At 60.2% G+C, this 16,535-nt stretch carries 14 protein-coding genes; 6 read left to right on the forward strand and 8 right to left on the reverse strand.

What is annotated here, in order from left to right:
- Positions 1 to 66: 66 nt before the first annotated feature.
- The 7 genes from HDE77_RS04285 to HDE77_RS04315 all read right to left on the reverse strand — a co-directional run bounded on the left by HDE77_RS04285 (position 67) and on the right by HDE77_RS04315 (position 9,536).
- Complete coding sequence (locus HDE77_RS04285) at positions 67 to 1,284, reverse strand: glycosyltransferase family 4 protein (RefSeq protein ID WP_184415916.1); 1,218 nt, start codon at positions 1,282 to 1,284, stop codon at positions 67 to 69.
- Entirely contained in the window at positions 1,281 to 2,288 is a 1,008-nt protein-coding gene (locus HDE77_RS04290; RefSeq protein ID WP_184415917.1) for a glycosyltransferase, read from the reverse strand. Before HDE77_RS04290 ends, HDE77_RS04285 begins: the two co-directional genes overlap by 4 nt.
- Positions 2,289 to 2,313: 25 nt before the next feature.
- Positions 2,314 to 3,603 carry a flippase gene (locus HDE77_RS04295; protein ID WP_184415918.1) on the reverse strand — a complete coding sequence of 430 codons (1,290 nt, stop codon included), beginning with the start codon at positions 3,601 to 3,603 and terminating at the stop codon, positions 2,314 to 2,316.
- 79 nt (positions 3,604 to 3,682) lie between these two features.
- On the reverse strand, positions 3,683 to 5,056 hold the full coding sequence (locus HDE77_RS04300; RefSeq protein WP_184415919.1) for a UDP-glucose/GDP-mannose dehydrogenase family protein: 1,374 nt from the start codon (positions 5,054 to 5,056) through the stop codon (positions 3,683 to 3,685).
- A 117-nt stretch (positions 5,057 to 5,173) separates the two neighbouring features.
- Positions 5,174 to 6,598 carry an undecaprenyl-phosphate glucose phosphotransferase gene (locus HDE77_RS04305; protein WP_184415920.1) on the reverse strand — a complete coding sequence of 475 codons (1,425 nt, stop codon included), beginning with the start codon at positions 6,596 to 6,598 and terminating at the stop codon, positions 5,174 to 5,176.
- Between the two features lie 233 nt (positions 6,599 to 6,831).
- Positions 6,832 to 9,069: a polysaccharide biosynthesis tyrosine autokinase gene (locus HDE77_RS04310; RefSeq protein ID WP_184415921.1), complete on the reverse strand. Its 2,238-nt coding sequence runs from the start codon at positions 9,067 to 9,069 to the stop codon at positions 6,832 to 6,834.
- A gap of 32 nt (positions 9,070 to 9,101) precedes the next feature.
- Entirely contained in the window at positions 9,102 to 9,536 is a 435-nt protein-coding gene (locus tag HDE77_RS04315) for a low molecular weight protein-tyrosine-phosphatase (protein ID WP_184415922.1), read from the reverse strand.
- Between the two features lie 449 nt (positions 9,537 to 9,985).
- Between HDE77_RS04315 and HDE77_RS04320 the strand changes: the two genes are divergently transcribed.
- The 5 genes from HDE77_RS04320 to HDE77_RS04340 all read left to right on the forward strand — a co-directional run bounded on the left by HDE77_RS04320 (position 9,986) and on the right by HDE77_RS04340 (position 15,497).
- Complete coding sequence (locus HDE77_RS04320) at positions 9,986 to 10,273, forward strand: hypothetical protein (RefSeq protein ID WP_184415923.1); 288 nt, start codon at positions 9,986 to 9,988, stop codon at positions 10,271 to 10,273.
- A gap of 149 nt (positions 10,274 to 10,422) precedes the next feature.
- Entirely contained in the window at positions 10,423 to 11,469 is a 1,047-nt protein-coding gene (locus HDE77_RS04325) for a polysaccharide biosynthesis/export family protein (RefSeq protein ID WP_184416025.1), read from the forward strand.
- A gap of 293 nt (positions 11,470 to 11,762) precedes the next feature.
- Positions 11,763 to 12,407 (forward strand): YjbF family lipoprotein, encoded by a 645-nt coding sequence (locus HDE77_RS04330; RefSeq protein ID WP_255482531.1) that lies wholly within the window; start codon positions 11,763 to 11,765, stop codon positions 12,405 to 12,407.
- Positions 12,404 to 13,192 (forward strand): capsule biosynthesis GfcC family protein, encoded by a 789-nt coding sequence (locus HDE77_RS04335; RefSeq protein WP_255482532.1) that lies wholly within the window; start codon positions 12,404 to 12,406, stop codon positions 13,190 to 13,192. The genes HDE77_RS04330 and HDE77_RS04335 overlap by 4 nt, the downstream gene beginning before the upstream one ends.
- A gap of 178 nt (positions 13,193 to 13,370) precedes the next feature.
- A complete protein-coding gene (locus tag HDE77_RS04340; RefSeq protein WP_343206056.1) occupies positions 13,371 to 15,497 on the forward strand; it encodes a YjbH domain-containing protein in 2,127 nt (708 codons plus the stop codon).
- A gap of 278 nt (positions 15,498 to 15,775) precedes the next feature.
- Here the strand turns inward: HDE77_RS04340 and HDE77_RS04345 are convergent, their stop codons facing one another.
- Positions 15,776 to 16,159 carry a Rieske 2Fe-2S domain-containing protein gene (locus HDE77_RS04345; protein ID WP_184415925.1) on the reverse strand — a complete coding sequence of 128 codons (384 nt, stop codon included), beginning with the start codon at positions 16,157 to 16,159 and terminating at the stop codon, positions 15,776 to 15,778.
- 78 nt (positions 16,160 to 16,237) lie between these two features.
- Between HDE77_RS04345 and HDE77_RS04350 the strand changes: the two genes are divergently transcribed.
- Positions 16,238 to 16,513 carry a hypothetical protein gene (locus HDE77_RS04350; RefSeq protein ID WP_184415926.1) on the forward strand — a complete coding sequence of 92 codons (276 nt, stop codon included), beginning with the start codon at positions 16,238 to 16,240 and terminating at the stop codon, positions 16,511 to 16,513.
- Positions 16,514 to 16,535 lie beyond the last annotated feature (22 nt).

Consider the following 16,535-nt stretch of genomic DNA (forward strand, 5'->3'; position numbering starts at 1 on the left):
TCCACCCCAATGTGGGTGTGTCAGTACCGGACGTGGTGGCCGTCACCCATGGGAACCGGTATGCGCTCATGTGGTTTCAGGCAGCGGGCTGACTGACCGCACTAGTTCGCGATACAGACCGACGTATAGGTCTACCCACGCATTAACATCGAGGAACGACGCGGCAGATTCTCGGGCGTCACGACCCATGCGTTCGCGTAGGGAGTCATCACTTAGCTGCCACAACGCCGCCACGAGCTCCTGTGGCCGGTCCGGATCGAACAGCAACCCATTCGCGCCGTCACGGATCATCTCCGGGATGCCACCGCGGCGTGAGCCGATCACCGGCTTGCCAAAAGCCAGCGACTCGAACACCACACCCGGAAAAGTATCGTTCCACAGGGAAGGCACCACTACAAAATCCACTTGAGGGTAGAACTCGCGCGGGGACACGTGCCCAAGGAATCGTACACGCGGGTCTTGCACCATCGCCGGCAGGGATGCTTGGTAAACCGATTTGCCGGTGCCGGCAATCCACAGCTCGGCATCAGGCCGCTCATATTCGCGGAACGCCTGCAGCAAGGCCTCTACACCCTTGGTCGGATCCAACCGGCCGATGAATCCGATCCGCAACCCAGCATGTGGCACGTTTGGCGCATCCAGCCCCAGTGGACTCGGCTGGCGTGCATTGTGGATCACGCGCTGATGGGCTACTTGGGCGAAGCAACCGTAGTCAAGATGCCTATCGAGGATGAAGCGGCTCACCCCCACCACGGCCGAGGCGCCATTACTCAACGCCCGATGCGGCAGCCTCAGCAGACGGCAACTCATGCACTGGCGCTGGCAATTGCACCCATCGTTGAACATGGCGCTCTTGGGGCAGAGTGCATATTGGTCGTGCAGTACCTGCACACTGGGAATGCCAGCACGGCGCACTGTGCCCCAGGCCGCCGAGGACCACCCCGGCAGGTTGTGGATGGACACCACGTCCGGCTTTTCGGTTTCCAGTATCTGTTCCAGGTAACCCTGCATCAGCGGGTTATAGCTATCGATCGCGTGCCACAGCAATCGCGCCGCCGCCGGTGCCCGATTTCGTTTTCCCGGCCAATAGATATTCCGAATTCCGGCACGCCAGACGCGTACGCCGTCACGCTCTGAACATTGAAGTCCATGGCCTTTGGACGTAGCAAGCAGGATGCATTGGTGGCCCGCTTCGGTCAGCGCGCGCATCAAGGTCCACATGGTGACCTCGGCTCCGCCACCATCTGCTGGATCATCGAGGGTATTCAGAAACAGGATCTTCAAAGCGGGTACTCCGAGTGGAGGCCAAGGCGGCCGGCCACGCCATCACTCACTGCCTGGTTAAGCAAGCGGTATCGGCCGTGCCGCCCCTTCGCCCACGCCAGAAACCAGAGCAGCGCCAAATAAGTAGTGCGATTGATCGCGCGCAAGGGCCAGTTACTCGGCTGGCAATGCGTGCAAAGAAAGGCGGCATTGCGCGTGCTGTAGAACGCACGGGAATCACCCGGGCCGCACAAAAGACCGGAAAAGGATGTGCCAAAGCGCCGTTTGATGTTCCACGACGACTCCAGATCCTCGATGTGGGCAGTCGTGACCAGCACGATGCGACCACCACGTCGCGTGATGCGAAACGACCACTCGCTGTCGTCGGCATACAGCACAAAATCGGTACGCGGCAGGCCAATGGCCTCGACCGCCTCCCGATGCAACAGCAGGCCACTGTAGGGTGCGATGTCCAGCTTGACCATCGCCGGCAGACCATGACGCGCTTGTGGCTTGCCCCAGGGCGTGCGTCGCCACAGCTTGTAGGGGATATCCAGCACATGAAAGCCCAGAAAACTGGAGCGACGCGGATTGATCCGCGCCTGGGGCACGCCCATGGCCACATCGGCCTGGTGCTCCGGGCGAAACGCGAGCACTGCCGTGTCTTGCTTGGTGCCACCGTGAGCGAGCAGCACGGCATAGACTTCAAGTAGTGCGTGGAGTGCGCCCGTAAGCGGCCTGTTGTCATCATCCAGCAGCCAGATCATCTCGGCACCGGCCTGCATGGCTGCGCCAATGCCGCCAGCAAAGCCTGCGGCCGAGCCCTGATTCGACCCCATGGAAACCAAGTGCAGGCTGGCATCCGGATACTGCGACACCAACTCGCCCACGTCCCAGCCCGCGCCATTGTCGACGATGACGATATCCCGGATACCCTCTGCCAGCGTCGCAACCAACATCTGCTCGAGCAGGCTGCGACGCTGGCCGTAGGTAACGGTAACGGCAAAGATGGATGCGGGTGTCATGCAATGAATCTTCTGCGAATGGCGATCATGGGGTGACACCCTTGCCGCCAATGCGGCCCAGCAAACCGTGAACGATGTCGCGATGCCATCTGGCCAGGCCGCCGATACGAATGAACAAGACAAAGGCTTCGGTAAACACGGCGAGCAACGCAACACCGGTCACACCCGTAAGCTTCACCACCGGATACAGCAACGAGACATGGAGCAGCGCTGGCAACATGGTGCTGTAGGACAGCAACCGGCCCAGGCTGAATTGCACCAGCACCTGCGCACCAAGGATATTGTTGAGCCCGATGATGAACGGGATCACGGACATGATCCTGATCAAGTCCCCACTGGGTTCATAGCGTGGACCAAACAGCAGCAATGCAATCGGATGCGCACACGCAAACAAGACCAGAGAAATGGCCAGCGTGCCAGCTCCCTGCAGCTTGAGCAGTCGGCTCAGGAAATGCAGTGCTTCGCCACGTGATCGCTTCAGCAGTGCCGCCACATGCGGGTACACCGCCTGGGAGATTGGCGCAATCGCACTCTGCAGCGCCTTGATCAACTTCTCGGCGGCGGCGTAATAGCCAACGATTACCGGCGAGACCAGCAAACCAAGGAAAACCACGTTACTGCTGTTGTAGAGGCTGCCGCCGATGGTCGCCACGAACACATGCCAGCCGTCGGACATCACCTGGCGCATTTCGCGCAAGGATGGCAAGCACAGCTTGAGTTTGACGATGCGCGGAATGACGAACAGCGAAAAGATGCCTGCAAGCAGGAAGCCACTTGCCTGCAGCGCCGCTGCAACCCGGAAGTCGCTCTGCTTACGTACAAAGACAAATACCGCAGCCATCACCAGGAGTCGGGCCGTGATCGTCAGGAACGAAATTTGCCGCATGCGCTCGAGCCCCTGAAAGAGCCAGACAGGAAACAGTACGCTGCCAAGCACCCCGAGGTAGACAGAAGCAAACAACGCATAATCATGTTGAAAACTCGGCACGAACGCGACCGCCAGGAGCATGACGACGAATCCAGCACACATCAAAACCAGCTTGACCCCCATGACGGCGCTGAACAGCCGCGACAGCTTCTCGGGGTCATCCCGTAGCTGAACTGCCGTGCGGGTCGCGCTCAGGTTGAAGCCATACTCGGTAAGCACAATGAAGTACTGGATGAAAGCCTGTGCGAACGCCAGGCGCCCGAAATTCGCCGGCCCCAGCACACGCACGAGATACGGCACGACGACCAACGGGAGCACATAGTTGGCCCCCTGAAGCACGAAGAGCGAGACGATGTTCTCCCGCAGGCGAGACTTCGTCATCGTCATGTCGCGATCGTCCGAAGTGGTCGCAAGGTAAAGATCACGCCCCTCGCGACCTTTGCGGGAATACGCGCGCGCATACTCATTACGCGAGCGACTCTTGTCGCTCGGCAAGCGATGACGAGCCGACGCAGCTACGCCCGCGACCAATGCCGTAATAAGCGATATTGGCAGCCTCAACTTCTTCGGGTTGATAGAGGTTGCGACCATCGAAGATGACCCGTCCCCCTAGCATCCGGCCGACCTGTGTAAAATCGGGACTGCGGAACTGTTTCCATTCGGTGAGCACGACCAGCGCATCAGCGCCTTGTAGCGCCGCTATCGCGGAATCGCACAGCACCAGGTCGTTGCGCTCGCCGAAAATACGCTGTGCTTCAAGGCTGGCTTCGGGGTCATAGGCGCGCACATTCGCATCGGATTCCCACAGCTGCGCCAGCAGGCAACGACTGGAAGCAGCCCGCATGTCATCCGTATTCGGCTTGAAGGCCAGGCCCCACACAGCAAACGTCTTGCCGGCCAGCTCCCCGTGGTAGTGGCGTGCGATCAACTCGAACAGATGGCCTTTCTGGGTTTCGTTGACGGCCTCGACGGCGTTCAACAACTGCGCCTCGTAACCAGCCTGCTGCGCCGTACGCGCCAGCGCCTGCACGTCCTTGGGGAAGCACGAACCGCCATAGCCAGCACCTGGATAGATGAAGTGCCAGCCGATGCGCGGATCCGAACCCATACCCTGACGCACCATCTCCACGTCGGCGCCCACCCGCTCGGCGATATTCGCGATCTCGTTCATGAAGCTGATCTTGGTGGCGAGCATCGCGTTGGCGGCGTACTTGGTCAGCTCGGCCGAACGGACATCCATCACCACCATGCGGTCGTGATTGCGGTTGAACGGGGCGTACAGGTGGCGCAGTTTGTCCACAGCTTCGCTGTCGCTTGATCCGATCACGATGCGATGAGGGCGCATACAATCGTTGATCGCATCGCCTTCCTTGAGGAACTCGGGATTGGAGACCACCTCGAATGGAACGTCGACGCCTCGTGCGTTCAACTCGACGGCGATCGCCGTTCGCACCTTGTCGGCAGTACCCACGGGCACAGTGGACTTGTTGACCAACACGACCGGTTTGTCGAGGTGACGGCCGATAGTCCTGGCCACTGCCAGTACGTATTGCAGATCCGCACTGCCATCCTCATCCGGCGGCGTGCCCACGGCGATGAAGATCACCTCGCCATGCGCGATCGCGGTGACGGCATCGGTGGTGAATGCCAGCCGACCCTCGGCATGGTTGCTCTTGACCATGGACTCCAGACCCGGCTCGTAAATCGGAATCACACCGTGATTGAGCCCATCCACCTTCGTCACATCGACATCGACGCAAGCAACATGATGACCCACTTCAGCCAGACAGGCGCCTGAAACCAATCCCACGTAGCCGGTGCCGAAAATCGTGACGTTCAATATTTGGTACCTGAAAAATGTTCTTGGTGATCCAGCGGTTCGTTGCCAGACGATCCCGACCACCGCGCACGTCGCGCGTCGAGCATGTGTGCCATTGCAGGGCGCGTTCTGTACCGCTCAATAGGCGTTGGTGCGCTTGAGCAAAACGAACGGCGTGCGCAGGATGATCTTGAGGTCGAACCAGATCGACCAGTGGTTGATGTAATGCAGATCGAGCTCGATGCGCTTGGTCAGATCAGTATCTCCGCGCAAGCCGTGTATCTGTGCCCATCCGGTGATGCCCGCTTTCACCAGATGCTTGTGCATATAGCCAGGAATTTCGCTCTTGAATTGCTCGACGAACACGGGCCGCTCGGGACGCGGACCGACGATGGAAAGCTCGCCTTTCAGCACATTCAGAAATTGCGGTAGTTCATCAAGGCTGCTGGCACGAATGAATCTACCAAAGCGAGTGACGTTCTTGTCCTTGGCATTACCCCAGATCACACCCTTATGCTCCGCGTTCACTGGCATGGAGCGGAACTTGAGCATCTCGAATTCCTTGCCATCCAGACCGACGCGCCTTTGCCTATAAAACACTGGCCCAGGGCTACTGAATTTCACTCCCACTGCCAGCAACAACATGATCGGACTGATCAGCAACAGGATGACCGCGGCGAGCGCACGATCTTCGATGGCCTTGAAAATTCGTGCATGCCCCGTGACTCGACTTCCACGCAGCGTAATCACCGACACGCCACCCAACTCTGTTACCTGATGGTTGAGTAGTTCGTAGCCAAACATATCCGGCACCAGCCGGATGGTGCTGGGCAGGTCACTGGTAGCTTCCAACAGGCGCTTGATCTCGGCCTCGGCACGCATCGGCAAGGCTACCCATATTTGATCCGGTGCGTGTTGCTGCAGGTTTTCGATGAAGGTGTCGAGACTGCCCAGCAACGGGATGCCTTCGATGGCCGACTGATCGTACGGCGTCTGTACGTAACCGACGATATCGAGGCCCATCCACGGACTGTTGCAGGCAGCCGCGATGATTTTTTGGCCGGCTTGAGTGGCCCCCACCAGCACCACCTTGCGACTGTCCATGCCAAGTCGACGGATACAGCCCAGCAGGAAGCGCCCCACCCAGCGATGCACACTCAGCAGGATGAGGGCCGCTGCAAACCAGCCGCCAAGCCAGAGCCGCGAATACTCGTCGGAGCCCTTGACGGCCCATAGAGATATCAGCAGTACCACCATCACCGTGGCCAATGCCAGCGCCAGTCTAGCGATTTCCCTGCCGACTCCTTCGCCACGCCAACTGCGGTAAAGGCCAAACCACGGAAAAATCAACAACACGAGCAACACCGCGCGCAGCACGATCCCAGGGTAGGGCCGTTCCATAGTCAGCGTGGCGAAGCGAGCCCAATTGCACACGACTGCAGCCAACACAACGACAACCACATCGCCCATGCGGATGAGCATGTGCAGTAGCGCGGCGTATTTGGAGAAAAACGTTGTCCCTGAACTGTGGGCTCGTGAACCGCCCGGAGTCAGCAAAAGCATCACTCGTCCTTGATATTCGATTCGCGTTTTGGCAACGCATCTCAAAGTCCCTAGCAACCATCGCGCCATTCACCCCCAAGCCCTGACCAACCCGCATGGAGAGCGTCATCAACAGGTTCCAATCGGCGTCGGCAAGCCCCCCGACGTCCGCTTTAAGCACAAAATCAATCCTGTGACTGTGCCAAGTCTCGCACTTTTCATGCCACAAAGACAAAAAACGTCACCCTCCGTAATCAGGATGTCGCTTCCCGATAGTCGTAATAACCGTAGGAGTAATAACCGGCGCTGCGCCGCTCGACAGCATTGAATATGGCCCCCTTGATCTCCACGCCATTCTGTTCGAAGCGCTGCTTGGCCAGCGCGATTTCGCGCGCCTGATTGAGGCCGAAACGCACCACCATCAGACTAGTGCCGGCGTGATGGCCGATGATGGCCGCATCGGTGACCGCCAGGATCGGCGGGGTGTCGATGATGATCAGGTCGTATAGCGGCATCAACGTCTTCAGCAAGGCCGTGAAATTGGCATGCATCAGCAGCTCGGACGGGTTCGGTGGCGCATGCCCACGGCCGATGAAGCTCAGATTCTCCAGCGATTTGTGGTGCAGGGCCTCTTCAAGAGATGCCTTGCCGACCAGGAGTTCCGATAGCCCTGGTGCCGCCGAGCTGCCCATGACCCGGTGCAAGGTGCCCCTGCGCAGGTCGGCATCCAGCAGCAATACCCGCTGACCGGCCTGGGCCACCACCGCCGCGAGATTGGTGGACACGAAGGTCTTGCCCGCGTTCGGGCTGGCGCCGGAAATCATCAGGATGTTGTTTTTTGCCTCCAGCATGGCGAAATGAAGGCTGGTGCGCAGGCTGCGTATGGCCTCGACAGCCAGGTCAGCGGGATCGTTCAAGGCAAGCAGTCGAATGGGCGTGCCAGAGTGTTGGCGGCGATCATGGGCGACCGGCACTTGCTGCCTGCGCAGCTCGCGCACGCTCTCGACGCTCCCCTGATGCAGGCTCAGCGGTACCGACGCGTACACCGGCAGACCCAACTCCTCGATGGCAGCCGGATCTTCCACACCGCGATTGAGCATCTTGCGCAGGAAGATGAAGGCGACGGCAAGGAAGCCGCCAAGGAAAGTACCGCCCAGCACGACGATGGCCTTTCTTGGTTTCACCGGCTGGGTGACGTCCACCGCCGCCTTGTCGATGATGCGCACATTGCCGACGGTGCCGGCGCGGGCAATATCCAGCTGCTGTGCCTGATTGAGCAGCGCGGTGTAGGTCTCGTCGCCCACCTGCACGTCACGGGTCAGTCGAAGCAATTCCTGCTGGGTATCGGGCAGGTTGCCGACCTGTTTCTCCATGGAGTCCTTTTGCGACTGCAACTGGCCGATCTGCTCCATCAAGGCTTTGTAGGCCGGATGCTGTGGCGTATAGCGGCGCTCAATGTCGGCCTGCTGCATGCGCAGTTGCTGGATGCTGGTCTCGACCGCAACCTCCTGCTCCAGCAGTCCCTTGGTCTGCATGGTGATGTCGACGGAATGTGCCTTGGTCTGGTAGGCGTTCAAGGCCCCCGTGGCCTTTTCCAGATCACGCCGGACGATGGGCAGTTGTTCCCTGACGAACTTCAGGCTGTTCGCCGCTTCGGCGGAATTGCGCTCCACGTTCTGCCGCACGTAAAGCCCGCTGATCTGGTCAAGCAGTTGGGTAGCCAGCACCGGATCGGCGTTGTCGTAACTCAGCGCAATGATGCCGGAGTCCTTGCCCTGCTCGGTGGCGTTGACGTCCAACTGCAGCTGGCTGATCACGGCCAGATCGCGATGGCGGATGACTTCGAAACGCGCGCCGGGGTTGGCGACCAGCGCCTTGACCTGGATGGTCACGCGGTGACCGCTGGCGGATTGACCTGCCCGGCCGCTGAGCAGGGTGTTGCCATCATCGTCAAGCAAGGTGTAGGCACCGCTCTTGCCGGCAATCAGAGTCAGCGACTTCTCCAGCAGGCTGGTCGGGACATCCAGCTGGAAAATATTCAGGGTCGAGCCGCCCCAGTCATAACGGCTCATGCCGAGCATGGGCGGGGCCACGGCACCGGGTTCATCCGGCGAATAATGGCGTGCGATGAAATTGCCGATCAACGGGAAACGTCGCGGGTTGATTTCGACGCTCAAGCCCAGATCACCGACTGCCGCGCCGATCACCGTGCGCGAGGTGATCAGCGCAATCTCGGTGGTGGCTTCCGAACTCGACGCGCCCAGCGTTTGAGTGATCGCGCTGAGGCCCGGCAGGTCGGGCACCTTCTGCTCCACCTGCACGATCGCGTCGGCCTCGTAGATTGGCGTAGCCAGCACGGCATATACCACGCTGATCGCGAAGAACAGGCCGGTGACCAGGATGAGCACCCATTTGTGATCGATCAACGTACCGAGCAGTTCGCCCAAATCAATTTCGTCATCGCTTTGCGATGTGGTTTGCGTAGCAGCCATTCAGGTGGTCATCTCTTGAATATGAAAGTGGGTTACAGGTAGCGCAGCCAACTGTCGACGCCTTGAGCGAGCATGCCGTAGACATGTTCAAACGCGACGCGCTGCTGCCGATACGGGTCGGGGATGTCCCGTCCCTGCAACCATTTGTCGAAGACGAAAATCTTGCCGCTGGCTTCCGGTGCAAGCCGGGTCATGGCGGTCACATGACTTTTTTCCATGCCGAGTACCAGATCGGCATCGCGCAGCATGGTTGGGGTAAGTTGCCGGGCACGGTGCGCCGCGCCGTCGATACCGTGTTCGGCCAACAGCAGCAGAGCCGTCGCATCCACGGGATGGCCGGCAAGCGCACCGAGTCCTGCACTGCTCACTTGGATATCGCGCGGCGCCAAACGCTGCCGAAACATGTATTCGGCCGTAGGACTGCGACAGATGTTGCCGATGCAGACGGTTAATACCCGCTTGAACACTGTACTGAAGTTCCTCAAATCCTGGACATCGACGAACAGAAGCTGCCAGGCAGCAAGATCGACGACAAGCCCCCACTTCAGGAGAACGCGGTAGTCCGAGTGCGCTCGGAGCGGATTCCGCTTCCCCTAAAAAATATGCCTACCGGAGACAGCCGCAGCCACGTCCATTCCAACAGGCAAACCATTTCGCGGCTTCCGCCGCACTCTTAAACCAGCACGTTCGGCAGCATCGTTATATATGCACGCACGTCGGCAAACGTAGCATGATAGCCGAGACGGCCGCGGCTGAAGACCCTGCAGGATTTTGCGTACACACGACCCCGGCACGCATCAATCACGGATGCACTTTCGACCGGCACGAGTCGATCGCCTGTACTTGCATCCTTTAGATAAATTATAGTTAAACCGTTTGGCACGTGATCCAGGATTCCGACCACAAGGACTGACAGATGAAGATGATGATTTTTGCAATTCTCGCCGCCGGCATGATGGGCTCGGCCTTTGCTCAGACTGCGCCGCCGCCGGCACACGTCGCGGGCACTGCCGGTGCCGGTGCGGCAGCTACCGGCGCCATAAGCACCACGGCCGTCGTCAGCGTAGCCCTTGGCGCTGTTGCGATAGCCGCCGCCGCTGGCGGTTCCGGCTCCAGCCATGATGGCAAGTCCGGCGGCACCTCCGGCGGCGCTGGCGGTGGCACCGGTACGACGGGTACGACGGGTACCACCGGCACTCATTAAGTCCGTAACCTGAATCCAGAAAAGTGCCGGGGAAACCCGGCACTTTTGTTGTGTCCGTAGTTTTTCCTTTGAATGATGAGCAGTACCTAATCGTGAAAATTCGCACCACCTTGACCGTTGTTGCTTTTGCCGCACTCCTGAATGGCTGCATGTGGGCTCCTGGCCAGCACCTCTCGACGGGCGGCATGGTCCGCGGTGATTCGGCAGACAACAGCCAGGTCGAACTGATACCCATCACCCCGAAATTGCTGGCCATGGATCGCGCTGCCGCGCAAACCGCGGCGGTACCTCCGGCGCTGCTGGCATATCAAACCGAGCCGTACGTGATCGGCGCCGGTGACACGCTGTACATCACGGTATGGGATCACCCGGAACTGACCTCGCCCGCCGGTCCGCAGCAGCAGACGTTGGCCAATGGCCGCCTGGTGCGATCGGACGGCACGTTGTTCTATCCCTACGTTGGCCCCCTCAAAGTCGCCGGCATGACGATTGAAGAGCTGCGCCAGGCGATCAGCTCAAAGCTCGCCCAGTACGTCGAAAAACCGCAGGTCGATGTGAGTGTGATCGGCTACGGCAGTCAACGTGTGCTGTTGCAGGGCGCCTTCGTGAAAACCGACCCGCAGCCGATCACGGCGGTGCCGCTGACCCTGGCACAGGCCCTGGGTACGGCCACCATCAATACCGAACAGGCAAACCTGTCGGGCCTGGTGTTGACCCGCGACGGCCACGATTACCATCTGGATCTGGATGCGCTGAACAGCAGTAATCATGTGGCGCAGGATATTTACCTGAAGCCGGGAGACCGCCTGTTTCTGCCGTACAACGACCGCCAGGAAGCCTATGTCATGGGCGAGGTGACGCGTCCCATAGCGATCAGCTTCAAGACCACCGATCTCACGCTGACTCAGGTGTTGGGTCGTGCCGGCGGCCTCAATGAGACGACGTCCAAGGGCAACGCTGTTTACGTGATTCGTGGCGTACAGGATCTGGCGCGGGCCCCGGCCAAGGTCTTTCAGCTTGATGCGCGTTCGCCGGTGGCATTTGCGCTGGCCGACCAGTTCAAGGTGAAACCGGGCGATGTGGTGTTTGTCGGCCCAGCCGGCGTGACTCGCTGGAACCGCCTGTTGAGTCAGTTGTTGCCGGTGTCCGGCTTGATCACGAATGCGGCCAGTGCGAGCTACGACGTAGGCCACTAGTTGGCAGTGCTCGTTTCGATTTTTTTGTTCCGCGGGGGCTTGGTCGATTGTCATTGCGCACTCTGTGCGCAACGGGTGCTGCGGCAAATCCATTCGCGCACAGGGTGCGCTCCTATAGAAATCGGCTGTTGATCGCTGCGATTGCCAGCGTGACCTCTGCCTAGCACCACACCAGAAAGAACGGGGACGCAAGCTTGCAACCGGATCAGCCGACGACTATGGCGCGCGCGACGCCGCCAATAGCACACACAACCAGCAAGCACGCAGGATCGAGTCCACGGTGGCATCGCTTTTTGCTCACATGGCCGCTGTTGCTGCTGGGTGTGCACGGCTGCACCGACCTCTCTCGTTCCTCCATCGATGCGATGAAGCTGGCGGTGCATGGGTCTCCCTCGGTTGATCCCAGCGCTGCCGAAGTGGCTGCCAAGCCGTATTACCAGCTTGAGGCAACCAGTCCGCAAGGCAGCGCCGTGCTGATTCTCGGCAACGTCGATGGCCGCCGCGAGGCGTGGTACGGCACACACCAGACGGTGGTGTTCATCGAGCATGGTCGCGTAGTGCAAACCGTCGGACTGAGTCAGAACCTTGATGGCCTGCAGCTGCCTGCCAATGATCCATTCGCTCATGGTCTGCAAACCCTCACCGCCCCGATGGAATATAGCCGTGACGAAGACTGGTCACCCGGCTATCGCTATGGCGTGCATGTCGAGGCAAGGCTGACCCCCGTCGGTAGCGAGCAGATCATGATACTCGGCACCACACACCAGGTGCTGCGCGTGGATGAACAGCTCAGCGCACCCGGCGCGCATTACCGCGCCACCAATCATTATTGGGTGGATCCGCAAGACGGCTTCGTGTGGAAGAGCGAACAACAGGTGGTACCCGGCCTGACGCTCAAACTGCTGCAGCTGCGACCCTACCGGGAGAAGCAGCCATGAGGCGCCTACACACCCACCGCAGGATGTGTCTGTTTGCGCTGCTGGCATGGTGTGCATCTGCGGTCGCCGCACCTGTACAGGTAGAACTCACCGGTGTTGTCGCCAACGCTGCTACACAAACGCTCAAGGATCACGGCCGTCTCAGCGATGCGGCGCTGGCCGCCCAGCCACTGGCGCAGGCCTATATCCTGGGCGCCGCCTGGTTGCGGCCGGGCTTGCTGGAATCACAGGAGCGGCTCAAAGCGGGTGTGCTGTTCGATCTCGACAGCCTGCGGCAGCAGGCCGGACAGCAAGGCAAGCCGGACCTGGCCTCACTCGCGGGCGCGATGACGGACTGGATCAAGCCGATGCCCGTCACTGGACGACAGCCGGCCTTGCTCGACCCGCGGGCTGTGGAAGTGAACCCTCCGGAAAACCGCCTGCTGGCTGACGGCGATCGCCTGTACTACCCGCTGCGGCCGGATGCCATCCGCGTAGTCGGCGCCGTGCAACAACCCTGCACGTTGCCGCTGGTGCCGCTGCAGGATGCGCTGCGCTATCTGGCTGCTTGCGCAGCCACTGGTGAGGCCGACCAGGACATCATCTTTGTGATCGAACCGGACGGCCATGTGTTTGAGCAAGGCATCGCCTTGTGGAACCGCAGTACTCCCGTGACGCTGGCACCCGGTGCGCTGATCTATGTGCCGTTGCGTGCACGCGCGATCAGCCAGGTCGATCCGTCGTTCAACCACGATCTGGCGACCTTTCTCGCCACCCAACTGTTGCCTGGGCCGCGGGCAAAGTGATGGTCTGGCGCAAGGAGCATCACCCCCTACCAACCTCCCCGTGCGACCGCAGGGAGTCCGTTCTTCGGGGCAAGCAGAGCGAGGAGCAATGCACGCCACTTCCTTTCTCCCTGCGCTGCACGCAGGGCGGGGAAAGATTGCTCTCGCTCTCTGATTTTGAAATGCACAACAGGAACTCGTGGGTTTGAACGCTACGCTCCAGCTTGCTCGTCGTCGTTGCACCTGCCTGTTGCCCTTGGCTGGCTGGCTCGTTGCGTGTTCGGTGCATGCGCAAAGCGCACCCACGCAGAGTGACTGGGGCGGCGCCGGGCTGTTGCAAACCGCTACTGCACGGATGGCGGACGAGGGTGAAATCGCGTTCACCGCCAGCCAGGTCACGCCTTACACGCGCTACAACTTCACCTTGCAACCGCTGCCGTGGCTGGAAGGCATCATCCGCTACACCGATATTGGCAACCGCCCGTATGGACCGGCCCCGCTCAGTGGCAACCAGAGCTACAAGGACAAGTCGATCGACGTCAAAGTACGTCTGTGGCAGGAAAGCCATTATCTGCCGGAGCTGGCCGTTGGCATCCGCGATGTTGGTGGCACCGGACTGTTCTCCAGCGAATACGTGGTGAGCAACAAACGCTTCGGCCCGGTCGATGCCAGCCTGGGCCTGGCGTGGGGCTATGCGGGTAGCCGGGGCGACATCTCCAACCCGCTGGACATCTTCAGCGACAGGTTCGCCATCCGACCGGCCGCCTCCAAGACCACCGGTGATTTCAGCAGCAGCGACTATTTTCGCGGCCCCACTGCCCTCTTCGGCGGCATCAGCTACCAGACACCATGGCAGGCACTGGTGCTGAAGCTGGAGTACGAAGGCAACGATTACAAACACGAACCGCAGAACAACAACCAGAAACAACGTACGCCGATCAATCTTGGCGTGGTCTACCGGCTCAATCGCAACATCGACCTGAGCCTGGCGTTTGAGCGCGGGACAACCGCGATGTTCGGCTTCACCCTGCATACCAATCTGGCCGAGGGCACTGGACCGACCAAAGTGCTTGATCCCCCGCTACCTGCTCGTGTGCAGACGCCGCCCACACAGTCACCGGAACAGGTGAACTGGGCGACGGTCAGCAGCGAATTGCAGAGCAACGCCGGCATCAAGGTGTCAGAAGTCAGCCGTCGGGGCAGCGAGCTGTTGATCACCGGCGAACAGCAGCGTTATTTCTACCCGGCCAAGGGTGTGGGCCGTGCCGCACGCGTGCTGGACAATCAGCTCGGGTCGGATATCGACTGGTACACCGTGGTGGATACCCGCAAAGGCACACCGGTGGTCGCCACCAGCGTGCAGCGGCAGAGTTTCGATGATCTGCTCGATCACAATATCGATCTGTCGACGTTCCGCCGCAGCGTCGAGCAGGATGCGCCGCTACCGCAGTCCGAAGAAGTGCTGTACCAGGCGCCGCTGAAGAAATTCGACGGTGGCTTCTCTCTGACTTACGGCCAGTCCGTGGGTGGCCCGGATGGATTTATCCTGTATCAGGTTGCCGCCAATTACGACGCGAACTATTACTTCAGGCCTAACCTGTGGTGGAGCGGCGACGTCAGTGCGAACCTGATCAACAACTACGACAAGTTCACCTACACCGCGCCAAGCGACCTGCCACGAGTCCGCACCGACATCCGCTACTACCTGACCAGCTCGACCATCACGATGCCCGATTTCCAGCTGACGACAGCGCGCCTGCTGGGCAACGATCTATATGGCATGGCCTACGGCGGCATGCTGGAGAGCATGTTCGGCGGCGTTGGCGGCGAAGTGTTGTATCGGCCGATGGGCGATCGTTGGGCGATCGGCACCGACCTCAACTGGGTCAAGCAGCGTGGCTTCGATCAGGATTTCTCTTTCCTTAGCTACCACGTCGTCACCGGCCATGTGACCGGTTATTGGGACACGGGCTACAAGGATGTCACGCTGGCCGTCAGCGTCGGGCGTTACCTGGCCGGCGACTGGGGCACCACGATCGATGTCTCGCGTGAGTTCCGTAACGGTGTGCGCATGGGCGCGTATGCCACGCTCACCAATGTCGATGGCCAGCAATTCGGCGAGGGCAGTTTCGACAAGGGCATTTACGTGTCGATTCCGTTCGACCTCATGTTGCCGAGTTCCCACACCAGCAGTGCTGGCATCCTGTGGCAGCCGTTGTTGCGCGATGGTGGCGCGCAATTGAGCAAGCGCTACACGCTGTATGGCCTGACCAGTGACCGCGATGGCGACAACTTCGAAGACAACCTGCAGCAGATCACCGAGTAGCCGAAGCTATTGATCCAGGCCACAAGTGCTACGTATAAACAACTCGTCCTGAGCGTAGCGCAGCGGAGTCGTATAAACCGTTCGCCCTGAGCCTAGCGCAGCGGAGTCGTACAAACCGTTCGCCCTGAGCCTAGCGCAGCGGAGTCGTACAAACCGTTCGCCCTGAGCGTAGCGCAGCGGAGTCGAAGGGCATTCGGGAAATGGGCCAGATCAATAAGCCTCTCCCGCCCCTTCCGGCTTCCAGCGGGAGTACAAGAACGCCAGCGTGGCAACCTGTCTTACGCTCCCGGAGCCAGATGAATGGTGCCGTCAGTCTCCACCCGTATGGGTACCATTCTTAGATGCTCCCCTCGGCAAGGCCCGGCGACGCAAAGGCCATCCGTCTGATTGAAAGTGGCGCCGTGCACGGCGCAGATCAGCGTGTTGTTCTTGAGCAGAAATTTGCCCGGCGCATAGTCCAGCCGACGCGCCGTATGCGGACAAATATTGAGATAGGCCTGCACCTGCTCGCCATGCCGCAGCAGAATGACACTCTCCTCGCCATCAGCCAGCATGGCGTCGACGGCGGTGGCGCCACCATCGGGAATCTCGTCCAGCCTGCATAGCGCCCGCCCGGAAAGAGGTCCCTCGGACGGCGAATCGGCGGAAGTCACTGTATCCATCGGCACTTGCCTCGCGGACCGGTTGGCCCCATGGTTGCACGCGTAAGTCATTGATTTTACCACACGGATTTTTAACACATGTACTTTTCCATGCCTTCCATGCGTCGTTCCCGCCATCCCCTGGTTCGCGCGCTTTCGCTGTTGCTTGGCGTGGCGCTCATTGGCGTGTTGCTAGTGTTCGGTTTGGTTGTAGCGGGTGTGTTGCTGGTCGGCGGCGGCCTCTTGCTGGCCTGGCGTCAATGGACCCGTGGCCGCCAGATCAATCAGACCACGACGCCGGGTGCGAACCACCAGCCGCGAGTGCTGGAAGGCGAATTTGTGGTGATCCAGCAGGGACGCCCGGTCGCGCATTGAGCGCACGACACTTCTCGTAGGG

Source organism: Rhodanobacter sp. MP7CTX1 (assembly GCF_014205795.1).
In the GTDB taxonomy this organism is placed as follows: Bacteria; Pseudomonadota; Gammaproteobacteria; order Xanthomonadales; family Rhodanobacteraceae; genus Rhodanobacter.

Excerpts from the sequence above, each read along its gene's own strand:
- HDE77_RS04290 (WP_184415917.1), bottom strand. The coding sequence starts at position 2,288 with ATGACACCCGCATCCATCTTTGCCGTTACCGTTACCTACGGCCAGCGT.
- HDE77_RS04295 (WP_184415918.1), bottom strand. The coding sequence starts at position 3,603 with ATGACGATGACGAAGTCTCGCCTGCGGGAGAACATCGTCTCGCTCTTC.
- HDE77_RS04305 (WP_184415920.1), bottom strand. The coding sequence starts at position 6,598 with ATGCTTTTGCTGACTCCGGGCGGTTCACGAGCCCACAGTTCAGGGACA.
- HDE77_RS04310 (WP_184415921.1), bottom strand. The coding sequence starts at position 9,069 with ATGGCTGCTACGCAAACCACATCGCAAAGCGATGACGAAATTGATTTG.
- HDE77_RS04320 (WP_184415923.1), top strand. The coding sequence starts at position 9,986 with ATGAAGATGATGATTTTTGCAATTCTCGCCGCCGGCATGATGGGCTCG.
- HDE77_RS04325 (WP_184416025.1), top strand. The coding sequence starts at position 10,423 with ATGTGGGCTCCTGGCCAGCACCTCTCGACGGGCGGCATGGTCCGCGGT.
- HDE77_RS04335 (WP_255482532.1), top strand. The coding sequence starts at position 12,404 with ATGAGGCGCCTACACACCCACCGCAGGATGTGTCTGTTTGCGCTGCTG.
- HDE77_RS04345 (WP_184415925.1), bottom strand. The coding sequence starts at position 16,159 with ATGGATACAGTGACTTCCGCCGATTCGCCGTCCGAGGGACCTCTTTCC.
- HDE77_RS04350 (WP_184415926.1), top strand. The coding sequence starts at position 16,238 with ATGTACTTTTCCATGCCTTCCATGCGTCGTTCCCGCCATCCCCTGGTT.